Origin of the sequence: Rhodoferax ferrireducens (assembly GCF_031458075.1) — a bacterium.
Lineage (GTDB): Bacteria > Pseudomonadota > Gammaproteobacteria > Burkholderiales > Burkholderiaceae_C > Rhodoferax_B > Rhodoferax_B ferrireducens_A.
The window spans coordinates 520,235-542,540 of record NZ_JAVDXT010000002.1; the positions used below are offsets into that span (position 1 = coordinate 520,235).

Below are 22,306 nucleotides of genomic sequence, written 5' to 3' on the forward strand. Positions count from 1 at the left end.
GGCATTACATGGCAACGGTGCAGGTAGGTTTGTGGGTGGTGGTGCTCTTGGTGGTGCTGGCTTTGCTGTTCGACTTCATGAACGGGTTTCATGACGCGGCAAATTCGATTGCTACTGTAGTGTCCACCGGTGTGTTGAAGCCCGCGCAAGCTGTGGTGTTTGCGGCATTTTTCAATTTCATTGCGATTTTCATCTTCCATCTGAGTGTGGCGGCGACGGTGGGCAAGGGGATTGCCGATGCCGGCGTGGTGGATGTGCACGTGGTATTTGGCGCCCTGGTGGGGGCGATCTTCTGGAATTTTGTCACCTGGTATTACGGCATCCCTAGCAGTTCGTCACATGCGCTGATTGGTGGCATTGTGGGGGCCGTGATGGGCAAGGCGGGTTCCAGTGCGCTGGTGTCTAGTGGCATCCTGAAGACGGTGGCATTTATCTTCATCTCACCCGTGCTGGGCTTTTTTCTCGGGTCTTTGATGATGGTGCTGGTGGCCTGGGTGTGTCGCAGGGCGACTCCGTCCAAGGTGGATCGGTGGTTCCGGCGCCTGCAGTTGGTCTCCGCGGGAGCCTATAGTCTGGGCCACGGCGGCAACGATGCGCAGAAAACCATAGGCATCATCTGGATGCTGTTGATTGCTACCGGCTACTCGGCTTCGACGGATGCATCGCCTCCGACCTGGGCGATTGTCTGCTGCTATACCGCGATTGCCATGGGCACCATGTTTGGTGGCTGGCGTATTGTGAAAACCATGGGACAGAAGATCACCAAGCTCAAGCCGGTGGGGGGGTTTTGCGCTGAAACCGGGGGTGCCCTGACGCTGTTTCTGGCAACCGCGCTGGGGGTTCCTGTGTCGACTACCCACACCATTACCGGCGCCATTGTGGGGGTGGGGTCAACCCAGCGCGCCAGTGCCGTGCGTTGGGGGGTGGCTGGCACCATCGTCTGGGCCTGGATTTTCACCATCCCCGCCAGTGCCTTCGTGGCCGCCATTGCCTACTGGTTGAGCCTGCAGATTTTTTAATTATTGGCTGATCTTCTGCGCTTCTTCGATCTGGTATTCGAAGTAGCGCTGGAAGCTAAAGGCCAGGCTGGCCATCAAGGTGCCTGCGCCTATCAGCAAGGCGCAAACCAGTGCGCCCACAGTCAGCCAGTTGGTTTCACCCGCTGCTGCATCCGATGCGCCAGCGGGGTTGAACTTGGTGTTCCACTTTTCCGGCGCCATCAGGCCAAAAATTAGCGCCGACAAGGCGCCCGCCGTAATGCTCAACCCCAGCAGCGGAATCAAAACCCAGCTCCAGTGGTCGTCCAGGCCCAGGGTGTGCACGCGTTGTATGCCGTAAAGGCCTAGCGCCGTCGGCAGTATGAACAGCCAGCCCCAGATATCGCCCAGGCCGCGTAAATAAAAGCGGTGCAGCCCCAGCGGGCCACCCAAAAATGCCAACCAGGCGGCCAAAGTTTTGTTTTTCATAGGGCCCGATTATTCAGGGGAACTGGTGTTGCCGACGCCAATGAATTTTTCCATCAGCACAACGTCTAGCCAGCGGCCAAACTTCCATCCGCAGGCGCTAAGCACGCCGACCTGGTTGAACCCCAGGCTGCGGTGCACACCGATGGAGCCGGCGTTGCCCGAATCGCCAATTACGGCAATCAGCTTGCGGACGCCGGCGCGTTCAGCCTGGGTCATGAGTTCGGCGAGCAGGATGCGTCCCAGGCCTTTACCGCCGGTATCGGGGGCCAAATACACCGAGTCTTCTGCGGAGAAACGGTATGCGGGGCGGGGCTTGAACCAGTTGCAATAGGCAAAGCCTTGGACTTCTCCCGCATCTTCCAGTACCAGGTAGGGAAGGCCTTTGGCCAGTACATCTGCACGGCGACCGGCCATCTCTTCGGTACTGGGTGGCGTGGTCTCAAAAGTGCCGGTCCCATGCAGTACATGGTGGGTATAGATGGCGGCGATGGCATGCATGTCGTCGTCACTGACGGGGCGTATTGTGGGCATGGCGTGATGGGCTTGGGTGAAGGTATAATGGAAGGCTTTTCAGCGTGTCACTGGCTAGGTGGTCAGTTGCGTGTCTCAACGCTGGAATAAAACGCCAGGTGCCCACTTGGCACTTATGGCAATCGGTTGGAATTATTTTCAGCCACCCCGAAGGATAAATCATGGTCGTTATTCGACTCGCCCGTGGCGGTGCAAAAGCACGCCCGTTTTTCAACATCGTTGTGACCGACAAGCGCACCCGCCGCGACGGTCGTTTCATTGAGCGCATCGGTTTCTACAACCCAATCGCCACCGCCAATGAAGAAAGCATCCGCATTGCACAAGACCGCCTGACCCACTGGCGTAGCGTTGGTGCCCAGGCTTCCCCCACGGTGGAACGCCTGATTGCACAAGCTGCCAAAAAAGCAGCCCCAGCCGCTTAATTTTGAACAGCAGGCGCTCGGCGCTTGCCTTGCAGCACCCATGATGCCCTCTCTAGATACCGCTGAATTGCCGGCGGATGCCGTAGAAGTAGGGCGCGTGGGTGATGCTTGGGGGATCAAAGGCTGGTTCAAGGTCGTCTCCCACAGCGCCACACCCGAGGCGCTTTTTTCTTCCAAACGCTGGTTTCTGTTGCCAGCCGAGCGGGGTACCAAAACCTTTGCCGGCACCAAGCTGCTGCGCGTGATGGAAGCCAAAGAACATTCTGGTGGCATTGTGGCCCAGGCCCATGCGGTCGAGGGGCGGGATGCTGCCGAGGCCTTGCGCGGTGCCCGAATCTTCGTGGCCCGCACCAGTTTCCCCACTGCCGCCACCGACGAGTACTACTGGGTCGATCTGATCGGCCTGGATGTGGTGAACCGCGAAGGCGCCGCCCTGGGCCAGGTTAAAGAACTGCTGGCTACCGGTGCCCAGACCGTGCTGGTGATTGGTTACCAGGCGCTGGATGAAGCCGGCGTCAGCCAGGAACTGGAGCGTATGGTTCCATTCGTTGCCGTATACGTTGACAAGGTCGACCTGCCCGCGCGCCGTATCACCGTGGACTGGCAGCCCGACTATTGAACCGGCAGGCGCTGCGCATGCGGTTCGACATCATTAGTCTTTTTCCTGAGTTATTTGCTCCGTTTTTGACCAGCGGCATCACCCGCCGCGCGTTTGAAGCCGGCTTGGTGGATGTGCATCTCTGGAATCCGCGCGATTTTGCCGATGGCAACTACCGCCGCGTCGACGACCGGCCTTTTGGCGGTGGTCCGGGCATGGTCATGCTGGCGGAGCCGCTGGCGCGCTGCCTGCGGACGATCCAGGCCGCGCGCGCAGATGCGGTGCCTGCACCTGTCGTCTTGTTTTCTCCTTTGGGCTCGACGCTTACGCATGCAGCGGTAGAAGTCTGGTCGGCCAGTGCGGGTGCGGTGCTGGTCTGTGGACGCTACGAAGGCATAGACCAGCGCTTCATCGACCGCTTCGTGACGCACCAGGTCAGCCTGGGCGACTTTGTGTTGTCAGGCGGGGAAGTCGCGGCCCTGGCTTTGCTGGACGCGGTGGCGCGGCTGCAGCCCGGGGTGTTGAACGACGCCGGCAGCCACCAGTTCGATAGCTTCAACCCGGCATTGGATGGTTTGCTCGACTGCCCGCACTACACCCGCCCGGAAACCTGGGAAGAGCACAAAGTACCCGAGGCCTTGCTGTCGGGCCACCATCTGCAGATCGAGCGCTGGCGGCGTGACCAGCGCCTGCAGATTACCGCGCAGCGCCGCCCCGATTTGCTGCAGGCCGCGCGTGCAGCCGGCCGCCTGAACCGGGCCGACGAGGCCTTGCTGAAGAGCTTGCCGCCGACCTGAAAAGAGTGGGGTGGCCTGAAATGCTATACTTGAAGGCTTTTCGATCCTCTGCTCGGCCGTTCTGCCATCCTGGTGGGACATTAGCTAATCCAGGCGCGGGCATGATCACAAGAGGAAAACCATGAACTTAATCGAAACCCTAGAGCAAGAAGAAATTGCCCGTCTTGGGAAGACCATTCCCGCTTTCGCCCCCGGCGACACTGTGATCGTCAGTGTCAACGTGGTTGAAGGTTCGCGCAAGCGTGTGCAGGCCTACGAAGGCGTCGTGATTGCCAAGCGCAACCGCGGCCTCAACAGCGGCTTCACCGTGCGTAAGATCTCTAGCGGCGAAGGCGTGGAGCGTACGTTCCAAACCTACAGCCCGCTGATCGCTGGTATTGAAGTCAAGCGCCGCGGTGATGTCCGCCGTGCCAAGCTGTACTACCTGCGTGACCGCAGCGGCAAGTCGGCGCGTATCAAGGAAAAGCTGCCTAACCGTATCAAGGTTGCAGCAGCCAAAGCAGCCGCTTAATCCGCGCTGTTCCTTTGAAAAAGCCGCCACAAGCATTGCGCTTGTGGCGGCTTTTTCTTTGGCCTTGCACAATACCTGCGTGACCCAAATACCTCTCACCCCTTTGTCGAAGCTGCCCCACTTCGACCCGCGCAAAATCCCGGTGCTCGGCGTGGACGGGCATCTGCCTGCCGTACCACCGTCCCAGTTGCTGCCCGATGCCTTGCGCCAGCGCTTTCTTCTGCCCCCGGCTTGGCAGCCCGAGGTGCGGGCCGAACCGCGCTTCACCGACCGTGTGCCCCGGCAGGCGGCGGTGCTGATCCCCATCGTCCTGCATGCCTTGGCACAGGGCGGGCCGACCGTGCTGCTGACCGAGCGCACCTCGCACATGTCCACCCACGCCGGCCAGATTGCCTTTCCAGGCGGCAAGGTCGATGCTTCCGATGCCGATGTGTCCGCTGCCGCCTTGCGCGAGGCTTGGGAGGAGGTCGGTCTGGCGGCCCACTATGTACAGGTGATAGGCCAGCTGCCGGAATACGTGACCGGCACGGCCTTTGTCGTCACCCCCGTAGTGGCGCTGGTGCAGCCGGGCTTTACCCTGGTGCACCAGCCCGACGAGGTCGCCGATGCGTTCGAGGTGCCGCTGGCATTTTTGATGGACCCGGCGCACCACCGGCGCCACGCGTTCGCCTGGGAAGGCGTGCAGCGCGAATGGTTTTCCATGCCCTACCAGGACGCGCAGGGCGAGCGTTTCATCTGGGGCGCCACCGCCGGGATGTTGCGAAATTTCTACCGATTCCTGTCGGCCTAGGCGGCGTGTGGCGGACGCTACACGGTAGGTCGTTATCATCGTGGCATGAGCTTTTTCGCGATCATGTTTGCGCTCCTGCTGGAGCAGGTCCGCCCGGTGGCCCGAGACAACCCGATACACGGCATGCTGCGCGCCTGGGTGCGCGGCTCGAGCCGCAATTTCGATGCGGGCAAACCACAGCATGGCTGGCTGGCCTGGGTGCTGGCAGTCGGCGTCCCCAGCCTGGTCGCACTCGGCCTGCATTGGCTGCTGGTGTGGGCGCTGGGTTGGCCGGTGGCGGTGGTCTGGAACGTGGCCGTGCTCTACATCACCCTGGGCTTTAGACAGTTCAGCCACCATTTCACCGAGATCCGCGATGCGCTGGAAAGCGGCGACGAGCCCCTGGCGCGCGAGCTGCTGGCCCAGTGGCAGCAGGTTGACGCCAGCGAGTTGCCGCGCAGCGAAATCGTCCGCCATGTGATCGAATATTCGGTGCTCGCCGCGCACCGCCATGTGTTTGGCGTGCTGGCCTGGTATTCGGTGCTGGCTGCGCTGGGCCTGGGGCCAGCCGGCGCGGTGTTCTACCGCCTGAGCGAATTCGTTTCGCGCTACTGGGCCTACAAGGCCCGCGACCAGCACCAGCCGGCCAGCGCCTCGCTGCAAAAAGCCGCCGCCAATGCCTGGACCGTGATCGACTGGCTGCCGGCCCGCGCCACGGCCCTGGGTTTTGCGGTGGTTGGCAGCTTCGAAGACGCGATCGACAGCTGGCGTAACTATGCGCAGCGCTTCCCGAATGACAACGACGGTGTGGTGCTGGCGGCGACCTCGGGCGCGCTGAACGTGCGCCTGGGTGGCGAGGCCTTGAAGGCCACCGAAGCCCTGGGCTACAACGGTGCCACGCCGCTGGAGCTGGGCATAGACACCGAGTCCACCCCCGGCCGCGACCCCGAGCTGGCCCATCTGCGCAGCGTCGTCGGTCTGGTCTGGCGCGCCGTGGTGTTGTGGATGGGCATGCTGGCCTTGCTGACCCTGGCCAATCTGCTCGGCTGATTTTTAAAGAAAACCAGGCTCTGGCGCAGATATAGTCTGCGCTGGCAGCTATGAAAGCAATAGCATTTTGACTTCTTCCCCGTTCTGGAGCCCGGTAGTCGGCGGGCTGGTGCCCTATGTGCCCGGCGAGCAGCCCAAGCTCGCCAACCTGACCAAGCTCAACACCAACGAGAACCCGTACCCGCCGTCGCCCAAGGTGGTGGCCGCGATCCAGGCCGCGGCCGAGCAGGGCTTGCAGCTGTATCCCGACCCGGAATCCGTCGCCTTGCGCGGCGCGATTGCCCGCCAGTACGGCTTACAGCCGGACCAGGTGTTTGTCGCCAACAGCTCGGACGAGGTGTTGGCGCATGCCTTTTTCGCGCTGTTCCAGCAGGCCGCGCCGCTGGTGCTGCCCGATGTGACCTACAGCTTTTACCAGGTGTATTGCGGGCTGTATGGCATCCCCATGCATGTCGTGCCGCTGGCCGATGGCTTGCGGGTGGACGTGGAGACCCTGGTCGGTCCCGCCGGCAGCGAGATTGCCGGTGTGGTGGTTGCCAACCCGAACGCGCCCACCGGCATCGGCCTGCCGTTGGCGCAGATCGAGCGCCTGCTACAGATGCACCCCCAGCACGCGGTGTTGGTCGACGAGGCCTATGTGGATTTTGGCGGCGAGTCGGCTGTCGGTCTGATCGCCCGCTACCCGAATCTGCTGGTCACGCAGACCTTGTCCAAATCGCGCTCGCTGGCCGGTTTGCGGGTCGGCCTGGCCTGTGGCCAGCGGCCTTTGATCGAGGCGCTGGAGCGGGTGAAGAACAGCTTCAACTCCTATCCGCTGGGTCGGCTGGCCCAGGCCGGAGCGCTGGCGGCGTTTGAAGACCAGGCCTATTTCGCCCAGACTTGCGCGGCCGTGGTGCACAGCCGTGAAGGCCTGGCGCTGCAGCTGGAGGACATGGGTTTCGAGGTGCTGCCCTCGCAGGCCAACTTTGTGTTTGCCCGCCATCCGCAGCGCGACGCTGCCGAGTTGGCGGCCGAGCTGCGTAAACGCGCAGTGCTGGTGCGACATTTCAAGCAGGCACGCATCGCCCAGTACCTGCGCATCAGCGTCGGCACGCCGGCGCAGTGCGATAGCTTGTTGCAGGCGCTGGCGCAGATCCTGGGTTAGAACTTCGATGCGTCCAGCTCGGCGAACAGGTCGCTATATATTTTGTAGCGCCTGTCGCTGATGCTGCCTACGCTACCGTCGTTTTTGACTGCGGCCATCACGCCGCAGCCCGGTTCGTGCAGGTGCGTGCAGTTGTAGAACTTGCAGCGTTCCACAAAGGGTTTGATGTCCGGCATCAGGCCCGACAAGTGCCGGGCATCGATGTGGTGCAGGCCGAATTCCTGGAAGCCCGGCGAGTCGATCAACGCGGTATTCGCCTCTTTGTCGACCCAGTACCAGGTGGTGCTGGTGGTGGTGTGCTTGCCGGTGTTCAGCGCCTGCGAGATTTCGCGCGTGGCGGCCAGGGCGCCGGGCACCAGATGGTTGGTCAAGGTGCTTTTGCCGGCGCCGGATGGGCCTAGCACCAAGGTGGTTTTGCCGGCCAACTCGGCTTTGACGGCCTCTAGAGTGCCACCGCCGTCTTTCAGTGACAGCGGCAGCATGCGGTAACCCATGTCGCGGTAGGCGGTCAGCCAGCCCCAGGCGCGGTCGAAAGGTTCGGTCAGATCCTGCTTGTTCAGCACGATCAGCGGGCTGATGCGCTCGGCCTCGGCGGCGATCAGCGCGCGCGACAGCTGGGTCTCGGAGAACTCGGGTTCGGCGGCGATCAGGATTAGCACCTGGTCGAGATTCGCGGCAAAAGACTTGGTGCGGATTTCGTCCTGGCGGTAGAACAGGTTGCGGCGCGGCTGCAGTTTTTCGATGGTGCCGTCTTCGCCCTGGCCGGTGGCAGCGGGCAGCCACAGCACCTTGTCGCCGACCACAGCCGTGCTCTTCTTGCCGCGCGGGTGGCAGATCAGGCGGCTGCCGTCAGCGCGCTCCACCATGCAGTGGCGGCCGTAGGTGGCTACGACCAGGCCTGGGGTGAGGGTGGGGCGGCCGCTCAAACCAGTGCCCAGAGTTGACGCTTAAACAAGGAGTGCATTCAGTTGCGCCGCGCAGTCAAAGTCGGTGACCGACAGGCCGCCCACGTCGTGGGTGTTGAAGCGCACCACGCAGCGGTTGTATGACACCTGCAGATCCGGGTGGTGGTCTTGCCGGTGCGCCACCAGGGCGGCGGCGTTGACGAAGGCGATGGTCTCGAAATAGTTGGCGAAGCGGAAGGTTTTGCTGATGGCGATGTCGGCACCGTCGCCCTCCAGCTGCCAGCCTTCTACATGGGTTAGCTTTGCTACGATTTCTGCAGCGTTCAGCGCCCGCCGGGTCTGCGTGGACCAGTCTTTTTTCTTCAGGTCAGAGGTCATGTGGCGGCTCCTTGGGCCATGCGCGCCAGCCGCTCGGAGGCCGGCGGGTGCGAGTAGTAGAACTTCACGAACACCGGGTCGGGTGTCAGGGTGGAGGCATTGTCTTCGTACAGCTTGAGCAGGGCAGTAGACAGGTCTTGCCCACTGGTTTGCTGGACGGCGTAGGCGTCGGCCTGGAACTCGTGCTTGCGCGACACCTGGGCCGACAGCGGGGCGATGAAGAAGGTGAATGTCGGCGTGGCCAGCATGAACAGCAGCAGCGCCAGCGCGTCGTTCGGCGCGCCCGACATATTTGGAATGACGCCCAGGCCGGTATAGAACCAGACCTGCGCCGACAGCCAGCCCAGCAGCGCAAAGCCCAGCAGGCTGAAGGCAAACATGGTGACGATGCGCTGGATGATGTGCTTGTGCTTGAAGTGGCCGAGCTCGTGGGCCAGCACGGCGTCGACTTCAGCAGGGGCCAGTTTGCTCAGCAGCGTGTCATAGAACACCACGCGCTTGGCGGCGCCAAAGCCGGTGAAGTAGGCATTCGCATGGGCACTGCGCTTGCTGCCGTCCATCACGAACAAGCCCTTGGCGGCAAAGCCGCAGCGTTGCATCAGGGCGGTGACGCGGGCCTTCAGGGTCTCGTCCTCCAGCGGCTTGAACTTGTTGAACAGCGGGGCGATGAAGGTCGGGTAAATCATCAACAGCAGCAGGTTGATGCCCATCCAGGCGCTCCAGGCCCAGAGCCACCAGCGCGGGCCGGCGCTGCCCATCAGCCACAGGATCAGCGCGGCGATCGGCAGGCCGATGACGGCACCGACGACGCTGGACTTGAGCATGTCGGCCAGCCAGAGCTTGACGGTGGTCTTGTTGAAGCCGAAGCGCTCTTCGATCACAAAGGTCTGGTACAGCGTGACCGGGATGTCGATCAGGCCGCTGACCAGCACAAAGCCGACCAGCAGCGCTAGCTGCTGCCACATGCCGCCGCCCAGCCAGGCCAGCAGGCTCTGGTTCAGCCCATTCAGTCCGCCCAGCAGCGTCCAGCCCAGCAGAACGGTTGTGCCCAGCGCCAGTTCCAGTAGGCCGAAACGGGCCTTGGTGATGGTGTAGTCGGCGGCCTTTTGGTGGGCCGCCAGGGTGATATGGCTGGCGAACGCCGCGGGTACGTGATTGCGGTGCTGGGCAACGTGGCGGATCTGGCGCGAGGCCAGCCAGAACTTGACCCACATGCCCACAATCAACATAGCGGCAAAGCCGAGGGTCAGGGCAGTTGAGGGCGAAAAAGGGGCGAAATCTTGCATGGGCGGGAGTGTAGGCCATCGGTGACAATGCGGCCCATGGCTGAAATCAACACCCTAACCCCTGTATTGCTGGCTAAATCGGACCAAAACCTGATCTGGCTGGACTGTGAAATGACCGGCCTGGACCCCGAGGTCGACCGCCTGATAGAGATCGCCGTGGTCGTCACCGGCCCGAACCTGGAGCCGCGTATCGAAGGCCCGGTGCTGGTGATCCACCAGTCGGATGCGCAGCTGGACCAGATGGATGCCTGGAACAAGGGCACGCATGGCAAGAGTGGCCTGATCGACAAGGTCAAGGCGTCCACCATGGCCGAAGCCGAGGCCGAAGCCCTGGTCATCGCCTTTCTGGCCCAGTACGTGCCCAAGGGTACCTCGCCACTGTGCGGCAACAGCATCGGCCAAGACCGGCGCTTTCTCGCCAAGTACATGCCCAAGCTCGAGGCTTTTTGCCATTACCGCAACCTGGACGTGAGTACCCTGAAAGAGCTGGCCAAGCGCTGGCGGCCCGAGGTGGCGGCATCCTTCAAGAAGCAGCAGAAGCACACGGCCCTGGCCGATGTGAATGAATCGATTGAGGAATTGGTGCACTACCGCACACACTTTTTAAAGATGGCTGCAGAGTAATTAGGTGGAAACCCGGATTCGGGCTATAATTCGAGGCTGCACTGAAAATAATTAGTGCACTTTGCACATCTCCCTTCACTCATCTGGCGCACAAAGTTGCACCAACTAGTACCGGTCCATAAGTTATTGGCCCATCTAAGGTACTGGCTCCGTTTGATGGTTGATGTTTTTTAACCATTAACGGGGCGCACCGTAGCCTTTACGGTGTTCCCGTGTGAGTAATTAAATGAACGACTCTTTTGATGTCGCGGGCGACTTTTCGTCTGCATCTTCCTTTTCTTCCACCAACGATACCTTCGTGACCGAGACTTTGCAGTCCGTCGAAGGCGTTGATGCCGTAGTCGCTGCAGAGGCAGATGCTGCTCCTGCAGCGCCTAACGGCTTTGTGACCCTGGGCCTGGCCCCTGAGCTGGTGCAAGCCGTGGCCGACCTGGGCTACACCCAGCCGACCGCTGTGCAAATGCAAACCATCCCCATGGCCATGCAAAGCGAGTCCGCCCGCTTTGTCGACCTGATGGTGTCCAGCCAGACCGGTAGTGGCAAGACCGCCGCCTTCCTGCTGCCCGTGCTGCACACCTTGCTGAAACAGCAAGCCGAAGCCGAAGCCGCTGAAAAAGCCGAATACGAAGCCGCTGTGGCCGAAGCCGCTGCCAAGGGCGAACCCGCTCCCAAGCGCGCCAAGCGCAAAGACCCCACCAATGCCCGCAACTTCAAGGCCGCCACCCCTGGCGCCCTGATCCTGTGCCCCACCCGCGAACTGGCCCAGCAAGTGGCCCACGACGCGATTGGCCTGGTCGCGCATTGCCGCGGCCTGCGCATTGCCAACGTGGTTGGCGGCATGCCTTACCAGTTGCAAATCGCCAAGCTGCAAAACGCCAACCTGGTGGTGGCGACCCCTGGCCGCCTGCTGGATCTGCAGCGCTCGCAGCAAATCAAGCTCGACCAGGTGCAATTCCTGGTGGTCGACGAAGCCGACCGCATGCTGGACCTGGGTTTCTCGGACGACCTGGCTGATGTCAATCAGATGACCATTGGCCGCAAGCAGACCATGATGTTCAGCGCCACCTTCGCGCCGCGCATCCAGCAACTGGCCCAGCGTGTAATGCGCGAACCCCAGCGCGTGACCATCGACAGCCCGCAAGAAAAACACCAGAACATCAAGCAAATCTTGTTCTGGGCCGATAACGCCCAACACAAGCGCAAGCTGCTCGACCACTGGCTGCGTGACACCAGCATCGCCCAGGCGATCGTGTTTGCCAGCACCCAGATCGAGTGCGATGGCCTGGCCAACGACCTGCAACAAGAAGGTTTCAGCGCCGTCGCATTGCACGGTGCCCTGAGCCAAGGTCTGCGCAATCGCCGCCTGATGGCCCTGCGCCAAGGCCAGGTGCAGATTCTGGTAGCCACCGACGTTGCCGCCCGCGGTATCGACGTGCCCAGCATCAGCCACGTGTTCAACTTCGGCTTGCCAATGAAGGCCGAAGACTACACCCACCGTATTGGCCGTACCGGCCGTGCGGGCCGCGACGGTATCGCCGTGACCTTTGCCGAAATGCGCGACCGTCGCAAGATTTTCGACATCGAAAGCTACAGCCACCAGCAGTTCAAGGCCGAAGTGATTCCCGGTATGGAGCCACAACAGCGCCAGCCGGATTCGCGTCCCCCACGTGGTGCAGGCGGCGGCTTCGGCGGCCGTGATGGTGCACCCCGTGGCCGCAGCTTCGGCCCTTCGCCACGCGGTGATCGTGGCGGCTTCGGCGGCGGCGACCGTGGTGGTTTCGGTGGTGGCAACCGCGAAGGCGGTGGTGGTTATGGCGGCGCCAGCGGTTTCAACGACCGCAACAGCCGTCCACCAGCCCGTACCGGTGGCGGCTACCAAGGCAACCGTGACAACGGCGGCGGCTTCGGTGGCGGCGATCGCGGTGCAGACCGTGGCTTCGGCGGCGGCGCTCCAGCCGGCGGCGGTTTCGCTCCCCGTGGCGACCGTGCCGAGCGTGGTGACTTCAACGCACCGCGTCCAGCCTTCTCCAAGCCGGCTTTCAGCAAGCCCGGTGCCGGTGCTGGCAATGGCGGCAAGGTGTTTGTGCCCCGCGACACCAAGAAACGTCTGAGCAAGCCCGCCCGTTAATTCGCGCAGACTGTGTCTCCTGAAAAACCAGGCCCTTGTGGCCTGGTTTTTTTTTCGCCCGGAGCCAGCCACTGCTCCAGCCGCACGGGTGGCAGCCGGCACAATACCCGCCTGGAGGTTTCAACGTGTCCCATTCGTCTTCTCCCGCCGACTACGCGCATCTGTTCGAGTTGGCCCCTGTGTCCTTGTGGCTGGAGGATTTCAGCGCCTTGAAGCGCCTGTTCGACCGCTGGCGCGATGACGGGGTGAGTGATCTGCGCGCCCACGTTGCCGCCCATCCCGAATGCCTGGCCGAATGTGCGGCCTCGCTGCAGGTGCTGGAGGTGAACCAGCGCACGCTGGAGCTGTTTGGCGCCAGCAGCCAGGCCGAGTTGCTGGCCAATTTGTCGCAGGTATTCCGCGGCGACATGCTCGACCATTTTGCGCAGCAGATGTACCCCATGTGGAACGGCGAGCTGGGCTTCGCCATCCAGACCGTGAACTATGCGTTGGACGGCCGCCGGCTCGACGTGAAAGTGCAGGCGCGGGTGTTGCAAGGCCATGAAGCCACCTGGGGACGCGTGATGGTGTCGCTGCAGGACATCACCCACGAGCTGCAAACCTCGAACCTGCTGGTGTCCAGCGAGCAGCATGCGCGGGACTTGTTCGACTACTCGCCAGTGTCGCTGTGGGTCGAGGACTTTAGCTCCGTAAAGAAGCTGATCGACGAAGTGCGCATGCGCGGCATCGAGGACTTTAGGACTTTCATCAACGTGCACCCCGAATTCGTCTCGCGCTGCATGCAGGAGATCCGCGTCATCGACGTGAACCGCCAAACTCTGACGATGTTTGGCGCCAAGAACAAAGCCGAGCTGTTGGCCCGCCTGGGCGAGGTATTCCAAGGGGAAATGCGCGACTCGTTCGCCGAGCAACTGATCGAGCTGTGGCAGGGCAAAACCACCTTGATGCGCGAGGTGGTCAACTACCGGCTGGGCGGTGACCTGCTCAACATCCACATGCAGTTTGCCGTGCTGCCCGACCACCTGGCGGACTGGGACCTGGTGCTGGTGTCGCTGGTCGATATCACCGCCCGCAAGAAGGCCGAAGCCTACCTCGAATACCTGGGCAAGCACGATTCGCTGACGCAGCTGCGGAACCGGGCTTTCTACATGGACGAGCTGAACCGCTTGTCGCGCAAAGGGCCGTGGCCGCTGAGCGTGCTGATCATGGACCTGAACGGACTCAAGCAGATCAACGACGAGCACGGCCATGTGGCGGGCGATGCACTGCTGCGGCGCGCGGGCGAGGTGTTTGGCAAAGTCAGCAGCGCCCCGATGTGCGCCGCCCGCACCGGCGGCGACGAATTCGCCATGCTGCTGCCCGGCGCGGACGAGCGCGGTGCGCAGGCCATCATCGACCGCATCCATTCGATGCTGGAGCTGAACAACCAGTTCTACACCAGCCACAAGCTGAGCATCGCCATCGGCATGGCCACCTGCCATTCCAGCGACCAGCTGGAAGCCGCGCTGATCCGCGCCGACCGGGCCATGTATGTGGAAAAAACCCGCTACTACCAAGAGCAGCACATCGAGCGGCGCACCCACGGGGGCTGAGCACTGATGGGCACCACGCTGGTAGACGCGGTCCGCGCGTTCGCACCCCCGCTGCCGTTCACGGTGGCGTTCAGCGGTGGCGCGGATTCCACGGCTTTGCTGCTGGCCTGTGCCGAGCGTTGGCCGGGCCAGGTGCAGGCGGTCCATATCCACCACGGGCTGCAGGCGGCTGCCGATGATTTTGTGCACCATTGCGAGGCTTTCTGCGCGGGCCTGCAGGTGCCGCTGCAGGTGCTGCGCGTCCACGCCCAGCCGGCCCCCGGTGAGAGCCCGGAAGATGCGGCCCGCAAAGCGCGTTACAAGGCTTTTAGTGCTCTGGCGCAGGTAGATCCTGCGCAAGTAGCTATCAAAACCATAGTATTGGCGCAGCACGCCGACGACCAGGTGGAGACCCTGCTGCTCGCGCTGAGCCGGGGCGCCGGGCTGCCGGGGCTGGCGTCCATGCCGGCCCACTGGGAGCGCGGCGGCATCCGCTTTTACCGGCCGCTGCTGGGCGTGCGCGCCGACCATATCCGCGCCTGGCTGGACCAGCGCGGCGTGGCCTACATCGTCGATCCGACCAATGCGGACCAGCGCTTCACCCGCAACCGCATCCGTGCCCAGCTGCTGCCGGTGCTGGAGGCGGCGTTTCCGCAGTTCCGCGAGACCTTTGGCCGCAGCGCCGCCCATGCCGCGCAGGCGCAAACCCTGCTGCGGGAAGTGGCGGTGCAGGACCTGCAGAGCGTGGGGTGCCCGCCCGCCATCGCCGGTTTGCAAGCCCTGTCGCTGCCGCGCCAGGCCAATCTGCTGCGCCACTGGTTCAGCAGTGTCCACCAGACCACGCCCAGCACCGCGCAGCTGCACGAGCTGCAGCGGCAGATCGCCGCCTGCACCACGCGCGGGCAAAAAATCCATATCAAGCTGGGCGCCGGCTTTGCGGTTCGCCGGGGCCAGTGGCTGGATTGGTACAATCCCAAGGCTTTGGACACCGTTTCTGCGGCCCCTCCAGACCTTTCGTAGTTTGTGCTTCCTTTGTGTCTTCGGACATCCAACTTCTTAGCGTCTTTAATATTCCATGGCATTGATCGTTCACAAATACGGCGGCACGTCGATGGGCTCCACCGAGCGCATCCGCCTTGTTGCCAAGCGCGTCGCCAAATGGGCGCGCGCCGGCCACCAGATGGTGGTGGTTCCCAGCGCGATGAGCGGCGAAACCAACCGCCTGCTGGGTCTGGCCAAAGAGCTGGCGCCGGCCAAGCCGGGCGACGCCTACCAGCGCGAACTCGACATGCTGGCCTCTACTGGCGAGCAGGTTTCGGTCGCCTTGCTGGCCATTGCCTTGCAAGGCGAGGGCATGGAGTCGGTCAGCTACGCCGGCTGGCAAGTGCCGATCCTGACCAATAGCGCCCACACCAAGGCCCGCATCGAGTCCATCGACGACCAAAAGGTGCGTGTGGACCTGGCCGCTGGCAAGGTGGTCATCGTCACCGGTTTCCAAGGCGTGGACGAGGCCGGCAACATCACCACCCTGGGGCGTGGCGGTAGCGACACCTCGGCCGTGGCCGTGGCCGCCGCCATGAAGGCTTCTGAATGCCTGATCTACACCGACGTGGATGGCATCTACACCACCGACCCGCGTGTGGTGCCCGAAGCGCGCCGCCTGCAAACGGTGGGCTTCGAAGAAATGCTGGAGATGGCCTCCATGGGCTCCAAGGTGCTGCAGATTCGTTCTGTCGAATTTGCCGGCAAATACAAGGTGCCGCTGCGCGTCTTGTCCAGCTTCACCCCCTGGGACATCGACATCGAGATTGAAGCCAAATCTGGCACCCTGATTACTTTTGAAGAAGACGAAAATATGGAACAAGCCATTGTCTCCGGCATCGCGTTCAACCGCGACGAAGCCAAAGTTTCCGTGCTCGGCGTGCCCGACACCCCCGGCATCGCCTACCAGATCCTGGGCGCGGTGGCCGATGCCAACATCGAAGTCGATGTGATCATCCAGAACGTCAGCAAAGACGGCAAAACCGATTTCAGCTTCACCGTGCACCGCAACGACTACGCGCGCACTGTTGACCTGCTGAAAGAAAAAGTGCTGCCCGGCCTGGGCGCGACCGAGATCACCGGCGACGCCAAGATCTGCAAGGTCAGCATCGTCGGCATCGGCATGCGCAGCCATGTGGGCGTGGCCAGCAAGATGTTCCGTTGCCTGAGCGAAGAGGGCATCAACATCCAGATGATTTCCACCAGCGAAATCAAGACCTCGGTGGTCATCGACGAGAAGTACATGGAACTGGCCGTGCGCGCTCTGCACAAAGCATTCGAACTCGACCAGCCCGCCGCCTAAAAATCGCCAAAAGTCGTGCGATAATAGCTGGATTGGAAACGTGACCGAGTGGCCGAAGGTGCTCCCCTGCTAAGGGAGTATGGGGTGTAGAGCCTCATCGAGGGTTCGAATCCCTCCGTTTCCGCCAAGATACCCCCTGTGAGCCTAGTGCTTGCAGGGGTTTTTTGGTTTCTGGGGCTTCATCTGTCTCAGGAGGGAAGGCGGTAAGCATCGCTTGCAGCGCTTCTTTCGCTGTGTTTTCGTATGCGTCGTTCACATCTAACGTATCCACGAAATATTCGAGGATCGTGCGGACCTTATCTTTCCCTGCAACCTCGGGTATTTGCTTCTGTTTCCGCCACGTGGTGAAGCGTTTCAGCATTTGTTCTTTGCATGCGCTGTCCCGCTCTGATTCCAGGGCTGCGACGACAATCCATTTTCTTGGGTCTTCTCCAATTTCTTCGGCCAGCGCTCCAGCGATTGCTGGGCTGATGTGGCCCCGCATGCGTGCGTTGTGTAAAGCATTCCGGTTCAGTTTCAGCTTATCGTGCCAGTACGGTGCTGAGTTCAAAGCAAGCGCTTTGTCGAGTAGTGTCATCGTGCTATCCATGACTCATTCCTTGAGTTGTAGTGGGGTGAAATCTGCTTTTACTTTGTCGATATCAGGGATGGTTTTGTATCTGACAACGCGATAACCAGCACCAGTCAGCAGTTCATCGCGCTTCTTGTCGCTTGCGGCCTTGTTCTTGTGGCTGCTGTCGTCTAACTCAATCGCCGCTACGACTTGTAGAGCGCTGTCGCACACCACAAAGTCCGCAATTTTTCTATCGAATAGATTGCGTATGGGGCGTGATTTGGCCGTTATCAATGCGGCAAAGCTTACTTGCGTGAAAACATGGTGTTGCGGCAACGACTGTTTAAGTCTGTTGTACATCGCAGTTTCTTGCTCAGTCATCAGTGCTTTTTTCGTTGGAATCTCCTGAGAGGCGCGTCCGGGCTTTTTCGCTTTGAGAGTAGCTATCACGACGAAGGCGATACCAACCAACACCAACAGCAAGATAAGTGACTTCATGGTTTCCTAAGGTTTAGGTTGAGTTGAAAATTTGTTGCAATCATTGTGATTGCATGTTGCAATCATCGTGATGGCAGTGTAAGCTCTGTTTTGCAATCAATGTGATTGCATTTTAGGAGCCGCCATGACCCGCAAACCAGCCGCAATCCCCGCCACCGATACCACTCAAGAATTACCCGGCGTTACGCCAGCTCCTGCGCCTAAAACGGTAGGCGATGCTGTGGTGGCTCCCGCCACCGTGGCGCAGGAGTTGGCACCCAAAAAAGACCGCTATCTGTCGTCCTCCGACGTGCTCGGATTGCTGGCAAAAGTCCTCCCCAAAACCGCGCCCAATTCACAAGAGTTTTTCGTGATCTTGGACGCTATGTCCTCGGTCCGTTCCGCTGCCGTCAAGGCCTAAGCCATGCTGACCCAACTAGCAGGCTACGGCCTTCTACTGGTGGTCGTGCTGGTGGCCTCCATCCGCAGCATCTCCCGTTCCCTGGTGCGCAAGCTGGTGGACTGGCTATGACCGACCTCAACACCGCCCGCGAACTCGCCCACGCCGCTGCGATGGTGCTGCCCTGGGTACAGGTCCGCATCGACACAGTAACCACTTGCGCCCGCCTGCTGGACACCTGGACCAGCCGCGATCAAGTCGAGTTCTCCAAGCTCGACCTGCACACGCCATTCAAAGGCGTTGCGCACTTCCCATCCGCCCGCGTCCGCGCCTGCTCTGGCGTCGATGGCCGCTGCTTTTGCTCCGACGAACCCCTGCAACCCATGTCAGCGCGCAGCACGGCAGCCGCAGCGACCGAGGGGCCCCGCTTGCGGGGATGCGGCGCGCAGGCGGACGCGCGTAGCGCCCCCCTTGGTAATCACGGGGATAACAACCTACCAGCCACCCCGGCATCCGTATCCCTCTTTTTGTCTGTTTCCTGATCCACCCACCGCACCCACCCGATATGAAATTGGCTAAAAAATCGTCCCTGGTTCTCGACGGCAACGAGGTCAAGCACCGCCTGGAAGCCGAGCGGACGCTTACGCAAACTCCGGTGCATATCGATTGGGTCCGCTTCACCGTTCAGCGCCGCAACGCCCCCACGCCCCCGGTCGATGTGCTGTTTCCGGGCAAGACGAAGGCCACAGGCCAGGAATTCGATGCCGCATGGTTCCGCTTCCAGCGGCTGCTGGAAGAGGTCACCGGCGAAGAACAGCAAGCCGCCATGCAAGCCCACGAACTGGCCGTTCTGGTGGCCGCTGCGTTGGGCTCAGATTTCCAAGTCCAAGACCAGATCAAGAAGGGCCAGGACTTCTATAAAAACCGCTGGTCCATCGTCCGCCACGACTTCGAATGCGCCTGGGTCGGCTTCGGTGCCTCCAGTGACTCCCCACGCCAGCAGAGCCAAGCCAAGACCATCCACGCCAACATCTTCGGCATGGCCTGCACCTTCGCCGCCCCTGGCTGGAACCACCGCCTAGCCGACCTTGCAGAAGCCCACGACGCCGATATCACCCGCGTTGATCTCGCCCTGGACTTCTTCGACGGCCTGCCCGGTGGAATGCAAGGCGTCCGAAACGACTATCTCGCCGGACTCTGCAACAGCAACGGCAAGAAGCTCAAGCACAACATGATCGGGCCTTGGGCCGATGAAACCGGCCGGGGCCGCTCCTTCTACATCGGCTCCAAAGAAGCCGGGAAACAGACCAACGCCTATGAGAAAGGCGATCAGCTATTCGGCCCCGAAGCGCTCTCTAACTGGCTCCGCATAGAGCTCCGCTACGGCAACAAGCTACGCGTCCTGCCGGTCGAGATGCTGCGCCACCCCGCCGACTTCTTCGCCGGGGCCTCCGAATGGCACGCCGCCAAGCTCCTGCAGGCCGACCACATCGCCGAGCCGCAGCCCGTCAAGACCAACCCACGCCTGCCCCTGGAAACCGTAGACGCAGAAGTCAGCCGCGTATGGCGCTGGCTCAAAAACACCCCTGCAGCCGCTATCTGCATCGCCTTCGAATTCATGGGCGAAAACTTCGCCGAACTGCTGGAAAACCAAGTGCGCCCGGGCCGTCTGCAGAAGTTTGGCAAAGCAGAAATTGCCGCTGCATTTGCCCGCCTGAATAACTCCCTTTCCCCGGCTTACAGCACTGGTCCTGCTGCAAATTTTGCCGTCTAAACCGACCACCAACAGAAAGCACCACCATGCAATTTAACTCCCGCGTCAAGGTCCACGCCGTCAAGGAAAGCGTTGGCGAATTCGAAGGCAAAGCCTTCAGCTCGACCACGTTTCACGCCGAAGTCGATCTGAAAGAAAACGGCGCTGGCCGCTCTATCGGCCACGTAACGCGCCCCTTCAAGCTCGGCGACCACAAGGAATTCGACAAGTGGGCACACCTGGGCGCATCGCTGCCCGTCGAGGCGGATGCCGTGTTTGAAATGGAAGCCAGCCGCGACGACAAAACCGCGCTGAAACTGGTGTCCATCACCCCCGTGGTGAAGCACAAAGCGGCGGTCTAAGCATGCGGCTACTCATTCAGTCCAAGACCACCGGGCGCTTTCTCGCGCCATCGTTGACAGATGGTCAGCCTGAATGGGTGGCCTCTCTGAAACAAGCCGGTGGCGGTGTCGTGGCCGACATTGAAAGCGCGCACCAGCTGATGGAAGACCTCGACTTTGACGACCAGCCGCAGATCGTCGATCTGGACCGCCTGGGCACCGAAAACGACTACCCGAACTGAGCCATTGCGATGCAGATATTTGATGCCGCTATCCCGCTTTCCAGCTACCTCGGGTGCATCAGTTTTGCGCTCGTTTTGGGCCTCTGGATACATGAGATCAGAAAGGAAATCCGGGCATGCAACTGACCTCTGAAACTCTCCTGCAGGTCTACGGCTGGGGCTTCGCGTCCGTGCTGTTTATGTGGTCCATCGGCTACGCCGCGGGCCTCGTCATCAGCATGGTCCGCAAGCTCTGATTCCAGCGGGGATGGCTTCTAAAACCCAGAGCTATCTCCGGTGCAATCTGAATACCTCAGACCACCATTTTTTCAAGGAAAAATCATGTTTGTAACCCGCAAAGTTGCTGCCCTGTACCACTCTGCAGGCGCACGTGCTGCCGTCGCCCTGACCACTCTGGGCCTTGCCTCTGGTGCCCACGCCGCAGGCGAATTCGATGCCGTTCTGGACGCGGTGGACCTGTCCGGCATCGCTACCAAGATCGGCGCGCTGGCTCTGGTCGTGGTCACTGTGGCCCTGATCTTCAAGGGTCCGGACCTCGCCAAACGCATCATCCGTAAGGTCTAAACCGCCATGACGGACGACGCCATTTATTCGCTGGTCTATGCCATTTTTGCGCTGATCGGTGCAATGGGTGGCGTCGCTTTCTTGCACGGTCTGAGGGCGCATTAATGAGAATCCGAACCCTTCTGGCGCTGCTGTGCAGCTTCGTTTCTGCAGCGTCCTATGCGGGCTATGCCCAGCTAGCGCCGCCTACAGGCTGGAGCGCTGGCACCGGCACCGAGCGCGCCACCTACCGCGCCGCCGCGAATGAAGCCTGGGCCGCAACCAATACCGTACGCACCACCGCCGCCCTGAACGTAGGCGGGCGGGCTGTCGAAGTTTCCGCCGCCATGCGAATGGCCGCCAATGCCCCCCGGTTTGCCGCCCGTGCTCTGTTCGTGAATCCCTGGGTGATTGCGGGGACTATTGCCGCGCCTTACGCGTTCGAATGGGCGCAGTCCAAGGGCTACTTCGTCAAGGATGGCGCTTGGCAAAAAGGGGAGATTCAGATTTGTTCCAGCGCGTGCTGGCTGTACTTTGAGGAGGGTCACGAAACGTCCGGTCCCTTCTATGCGAACGCCTTGCCGTTGGCAGAAAAAGCCGCGAATGGGCGCCACCAGATAGAGCCGTACCTTACCCGCTTAGGTGCCTGCGAAGATTTGGGGAGTGGCTCTTTCCGCTGCCAGTTTCGCAACGATGCCCAGCCCGGCGGCACACCTTTCTACTTTGGCTACGGCTTCCCCCGCAAATGGGCGCCTGCTGCTGATCCGGTGGGCCGTCCGGCCACGCCGCAGGAGTTTGAAGAAGACCTTGCACCGACCACCATGCCCTGGCAAGTGCCGAACGAAATCCCGTTCAATGTGCCCGTGGAAAGGCCCATCCTGAACCCCGACCCGGCCCTGAATCCGCAGCCGCAAAAAGTGCCAACCGGCGACCCGGTTGCCATCCCCAATACCAACCCGCAGCAATACCGCTACCCCTCCACGACGGTCACACCGTCGAACACCGATGCAGAGCCCTGGCGCGTCAATCTGAACCCCGAAGAAATCACCACCACCGACCCCAACGCCCCCACGTCGCCGAATCCCGCAACCCCAGCATCTGCCACGCCTGCCGACGACGACCTGTGCACCGCCCACCCGGAAATCATCGCCTGCCAAAGCGGATCGGCCACCGACACGCCTTTGCCCAACGTCCCCGACCTCTACACCCAAAAATACCCCGATGGCTTGGCCGGTGTCTGGAGCGGCAAGAAACAGCAGCTAACCGGCTCGTCCCTGGTCGGCCTGCTGTCCTCGCTCATGCCCAGCGTGTCCGCTGGCACCTGCCCGGTGATCAACCTGAATCTTGATGTGGGCGTGGTCAACTTCGGGCAGCACGACATCAGCCCACCCTGCGAAGTCTGGACCTTCGGTAAGTGGGTGATCATCATCAGCGCGCTGTTACTGGCCCGCTCCCTGGTCTACGGGGGATAGC

General features: G+C 61.6%; 27 protein-coding genes and 1 tRNA gene. 21 read left to right on the forward strand and 7 right to left on the reverse strand.

All coding sequences use genetic code 11. The features are described 5' to 3' along the window. Nucleotides 1–8: 8 nt before the first annotated feature. Nucleotides 9–1,019 (forward strand): inorganic phosphate transporter, encoded by a 1,011-nt coding sequence (locus J2X19_RS11430; protein ID WP_116603701.1) that lies wholly within the window; start codon nucleotides 9–11, stop codon nucleotides 1,017–1,019. Here J2X19_RS11430 and J2X19_RS11435 read toward each other — a convergent pair whose 3' ends face one another. Together J2X19_RS11435 and J2X19_RS11440 are read right to left on the reverse strand one after the other, a co-directional pair. Beyond that, the gene (locus J2X19_RS11435) at nucleotides 1,020–1,466 is read right to left on the reverse strand and encodes a hypothetical protein (protein WP_310373235.1); all 447 of its coding nucleotides are present in this window, start codon (nucleotides 1,464–1,466) and stop codon (nucleotides 1,020–1,022) included. A 9-nt stretch (nucleotides 1,467–1,475) separates the two neighbouring features. Next, nucleotides 1,476–1,997 carry a GNAT family N-acetyltransferase gene (locus J2X19_RS11440; protein WP_310373236.1) on the reverse strand — a complete coding sequence of 174 codons (522 nt, stop codon included), beginning with the start codon at nucleotides 1,995–1,997 and terminating at the stop codon, nucleotides 1,476–1,478. Nucleotides 1,998–2,158: 161 nt separating this feature from the next. Between J2X19_RS11440 and rpsP the strand changes: the two genes are divergently transcribed. From rpsP to hisC, 7 genes are all read left to right on the forward strand, one after another. Continuing rightward, on the forward strand, nucleotides 2,159–2,419 hold the full coding sequence (gene rpsP, locus J2X19_RS11445) for a 30S ribosomal protein S16 (RefSeq protein WP_092756165.1): 261 nt from the start codon (nucleotides 2,159–2,161) through the stop codon (nucleotides 2,417–2,419). A 40-nt stretch (nucleotides 2,420–2,459) separates the two neighbouring features. After that, nucleotides 2,460–3,038 carry a ribosome maturation factor RimM gene (gene rimM, locus J2X19_RS11450; protein ID WP_310373237.1) on the forward strand — a complete coding sequence of 193 codons (579 nt, stop codon included), beginning with the start codon at nucleotides 2,460–2,462 and terminating at the stop codon, nucleotides 3,036–3,038. A 17-nt stretch (nucleotides 3,039–3,055) separates the two neighbouring features. Then, nucleotides 3,056–3,814, forward strand: coding sequence for a tRNA (guanosine(37)-N1)-methyltransferase TrmD (gene trmD, locus J2X19_RS11455; protein WP_310373238.1), 759 nt, complete (start codon nucleotides 3,056–3,058; stop codon nucleotides 3,812–3,814). 121 nt (nucleotides 3,815–3,935) lie between these two features. Then, nucleotides 3,936–4,325, forward strand: a complete 390-nt coding sequence (gene rplS / locus J2X19_RS11460; protein ID WP_092756161.1) for a 50S ribosomal protein L19 — start codon at nucleotides 3,936–3,938, stop codon at nucleotides 4,323–4,325. Between the two features lie 79 nt (nucleotides 4,326–4,404). After that, nucleotides 4,405–5,115 (forward strand): CoA pyrophosphatase, encoded by a 711-nt coding sequence (locus J2X19_RS11465; protein WP_310373239.1) that lies wholly within the window; start codon nucleotides 4,405–4,407, stop codon nucleotides 5,113–5,115. A 45-nt stretch (nucleotides 5,116–5,160) separates the two neighbouring features. Then, on the forward strand, nucleotides 5,161–6,144 hold the full coding sequence (locus J2X19_RS11470; protein WP_116603696.1) for a CobD/CbiB family protein: 984 nt from the start codon (nucleotides 5,161–5,163) through the stop codon (nucleotides 6,142–6,144). A 67-nt stretch (nucleotides 6,145–6,211) separates the two neighbouring features. Further along, nucleotides 6,212–7,288 (forward strand): histidinol-phosphate transaminase, encoded by a 1,077-nt coding sequence (hisC, locus tag J2X19_RS11475; protein ID WP_405048639.1) that lies wholly within the window; start codon nucleotides 6,212–6,214, stop codon nucleotides 7,286–7,288. Here hisC and rsgA read toward each other — a convergent pair. Genes rsgA through J2X19_RS11490 form a run of 3 tightly spaced genes read right to left on the reverse strand, consistent with a single transcriptional unit; the run spans nucleotide 7,285 to nucleotide 9,857 of the window. Next, a complete protein-coding gene (gene rsgA, locus J2X19_RS11480; protein ID WP_405048640.1) occupies nucleotides 7,285–8,214 on the reverse strand; it encodes a ribosome small subunit-dependent GTPase A in 930 nt (309 codons plus the stop codon). The genes hisC and rsgA overlap by 4 nt on opposite strands. 21 nt (nucleotides 8,215–8,235) lie before the next feature. Then, a complete protein-coding gene (locus J2X19_RS11485) occupies nucleotides 8,236–8,571 on the reverse strand; it encodes a 4a-hydroxytetrahydrobiopterin dehydratase (protein ID WP_310373240.1) in 336 nt (111 codons plus the stop codon). Next, nucleotides 8,568–9,857 (reverse strand): M48 family metallopeptidase, encoded by a 1,290-nt coding sequence (locus J2X19_RS11490; protein WP_310373241.1) that lies wholly within the window; start codon nucleotides 9,855–9,857, stop codon nucleotides 8,568–8,570. Before J2X19_RS11490 ends, J2X19_RS11485 begins: the two co-directional genes overlap by 4 nt. Nucleotides 9,858–9,893: 36 nt before the next feature. Between J2X19_RS11490 and orn the strand changes: the two genes are divergently transcribed. The 6 genes from orn to J2X19_RS11520 all read left to right on the forward strand — a co-directional run bounded on the left by orn (nucleotide 9,894) and on the right by J2X19_RS11520 (nucleotide 16,651). Next, nucleotides 9,894–10,481, forward strand: a complete 588-nt coding sequence (gene orn, locus J2X19_RS11495; RefSeq protein ID WP_116604248.1) for an oligoribonuclease — start codon at nucleotides 9,894–9,896, stop codon at nucleotides 10,479–10,481. Between the two features lie 226 nt (nucleotides 10,482–10,707). Continuing rightward, nucleotides 10,708–12,609: a DEAD/DEAH box helicase gene (locus J2X19_RS11500; protein WP_310373242.1), complete on the forward strand. Its 1,902-nt coding sequence runs from the start codon at nucleotides 10,708–10,710 to the stop codon at nucleotides 12,607–12,609. A gap of 125 nt (nucleotides 12,610–12,734) precedes the next feature. Next, nucleotides 12,735–14,201 carry a sensor domain-containing diguanylate cyclase gene (locus J2X19_RS11505; protein ID WP_310373243.1) on the forward strand — a complete coding sequence of 489 codons (1,467 nt, stop codon included), beginning with the start codon at nucleotides 12,735–12,737 and terminating at the stop codon, nucleotides 14,199–14,201. 6 nt (nucleotides 14,202–14,207) lie between these two features. Beyond that, complete coding sequence (tilS, locus tag J2X19_RS11510) at nucleotides 14,208–15,200, forward strand: tRNA lysidine(34) synthetase TilS (protein ID WP_310373244.1); 993 nt, start codon at nucleotides 14,208–14,210, stop codon at nucleotides 15,198–15,200. 55 nt (nucleotides 15,201–15,255) lie between these two features. Then, entirely contained in the window at nucleotides 15,256–16,524 is a 1,269-nt protein-coding gene (locus J2X19_RS11515) for an aspartate kinase (protein ID WP_116603690.1), read from the forward strand. Nucleotides 16,525–16,558: 34 nt separating this feature from the next. Then, nucleotides 16,559–16,651: transfer RNA gene (locus J2X19_RS11520), tRNA-Ser, on the forward strand. Here the strand turns inward: J2X19_RS11520 and J2X19_RS11525 are convergent. After that, on the reverse strand, nucleotides 16,619–17,101 hold the full coding sequence (locus J2X19_RS11525) for a hypothetical protein (protein WP_310373245.1): 483 nt from the start codon (nucleotides 17,099–17,101) through the stop codon (nucleotides 16,619–16,621). The two genes, J2X19_RS11520 and J2X19_RS11525, sit on opposite strands and share 33 nt — an antisense overlap. Before the next feature lie 15 nt (nucleotides 17,102–17,116). After that, nucleotides 17,117–17,575: a DUF2726 domain-containing protein gene (locus J2X19_RS11530; RefSeq protein WP_310373246.1), complete on the reverse strand. Its 459-nt coding sequence runs from the start codon at nucleotides 17,573–17,575 to the stop codon at nucleotides 17,117–17,119. Nucleotides 17,576–17,699: 124 nt separating this feature from the next. Here J2X19_RS11530 and J2X19_RS11535 point away from each other — a divergent pair, with 124 nt between their 5' ends. The 7 genes from J2X19_RS11535 (at nucleotide 17,700) to J2X19_RS11565 (ending at nucleotide 22,305) form a co-directional block, all read left to right on the forward strand. Beyond that, complete coding sequence (locus tag J2X19_RS11535; RefSeq protein WP_310373247.1) at nucleotides 17,700–17,975, forward strand: hypothetical protein; 276 nt, start codon at nucleotides 17,700–17,702, stop codon at nucleotides 17,973–17,975. 107 nt (nucleotides 17,976–18,082) lie between these two features. Further along, nucleotides 18,083–18,496, forward strand: a complete 414-nt coding sequence (locus J2X19_RS11540) for a hypothetical protein (RefSeq protein ID WP_310373248.1) — start codon at nucleotides 18,083–18,085, stop codon at nucleotides 18,494–18,496. 23 nt (nucleotides 18,497–18,519) lie between these two features. Continuing rightward, on the forward strand, nucleotides 18,520–19,728 hold the full coding sequence (locus J2X19_RS11545) for a replication initiation factor domain-containing protein (protein WP_310373249.1): 1,209 nt from the start codon (nucleotides 18,520–18,522) through the stop codon (nucleotides 19,726–19,728). 26 nt (nucleotides 19,729–19,754) lie between these two features. Beyond that, nucleotides 19,755–20,069, forward strand: a complete 315-nt coding sequence (locus J2X19_RS11550; RefSeq protein WP_116603685.1) for a hypothetical protein — start codon at nucleotides 19,755–19,757, stop codon at nucleotides 20,067–20,069. Between the two features lie 2 nt (nucleotides 20,070–20,071). Continuing rightward, a complete protein-coding gene (locus J2X19_RS11555; RefSeq protein WP_125473853.1) occupies nucleotides 20,072–20,290 on the forward strand; it encodes a hypothetical protein in 219 nt (72 codons plus the stop codon). 321 nt (nucleotides 20,291–20,611) lie between these two features. Continuing rightward, nucleotides 20,612–20,854 (forward strand): hypothetical protein, encoded by a 243-nt coding sequence (locus J2X19_RS11560; protein WP_310373250.1) that lies wholly within the window; start codon nucleotides 20,612–20,614, stop codon nucleotides 20,852–20,854. 104 nt (nucleotides 20,855–20,958) lie between these two features. Continuing rightward, nucleotides 20,959–22,305 (forward strand): hypothetical protein, encoded by a 1,347-nt coding sequence (locus J2X19_RS11565; protein WP_310373251.1) that lies wholly within the window; start codon nucleotides 20,959–20,961, stop codon nucleotides 22,303–22,305. Nucleotide 22,306 lies beyond the last annotated feature (1 nt).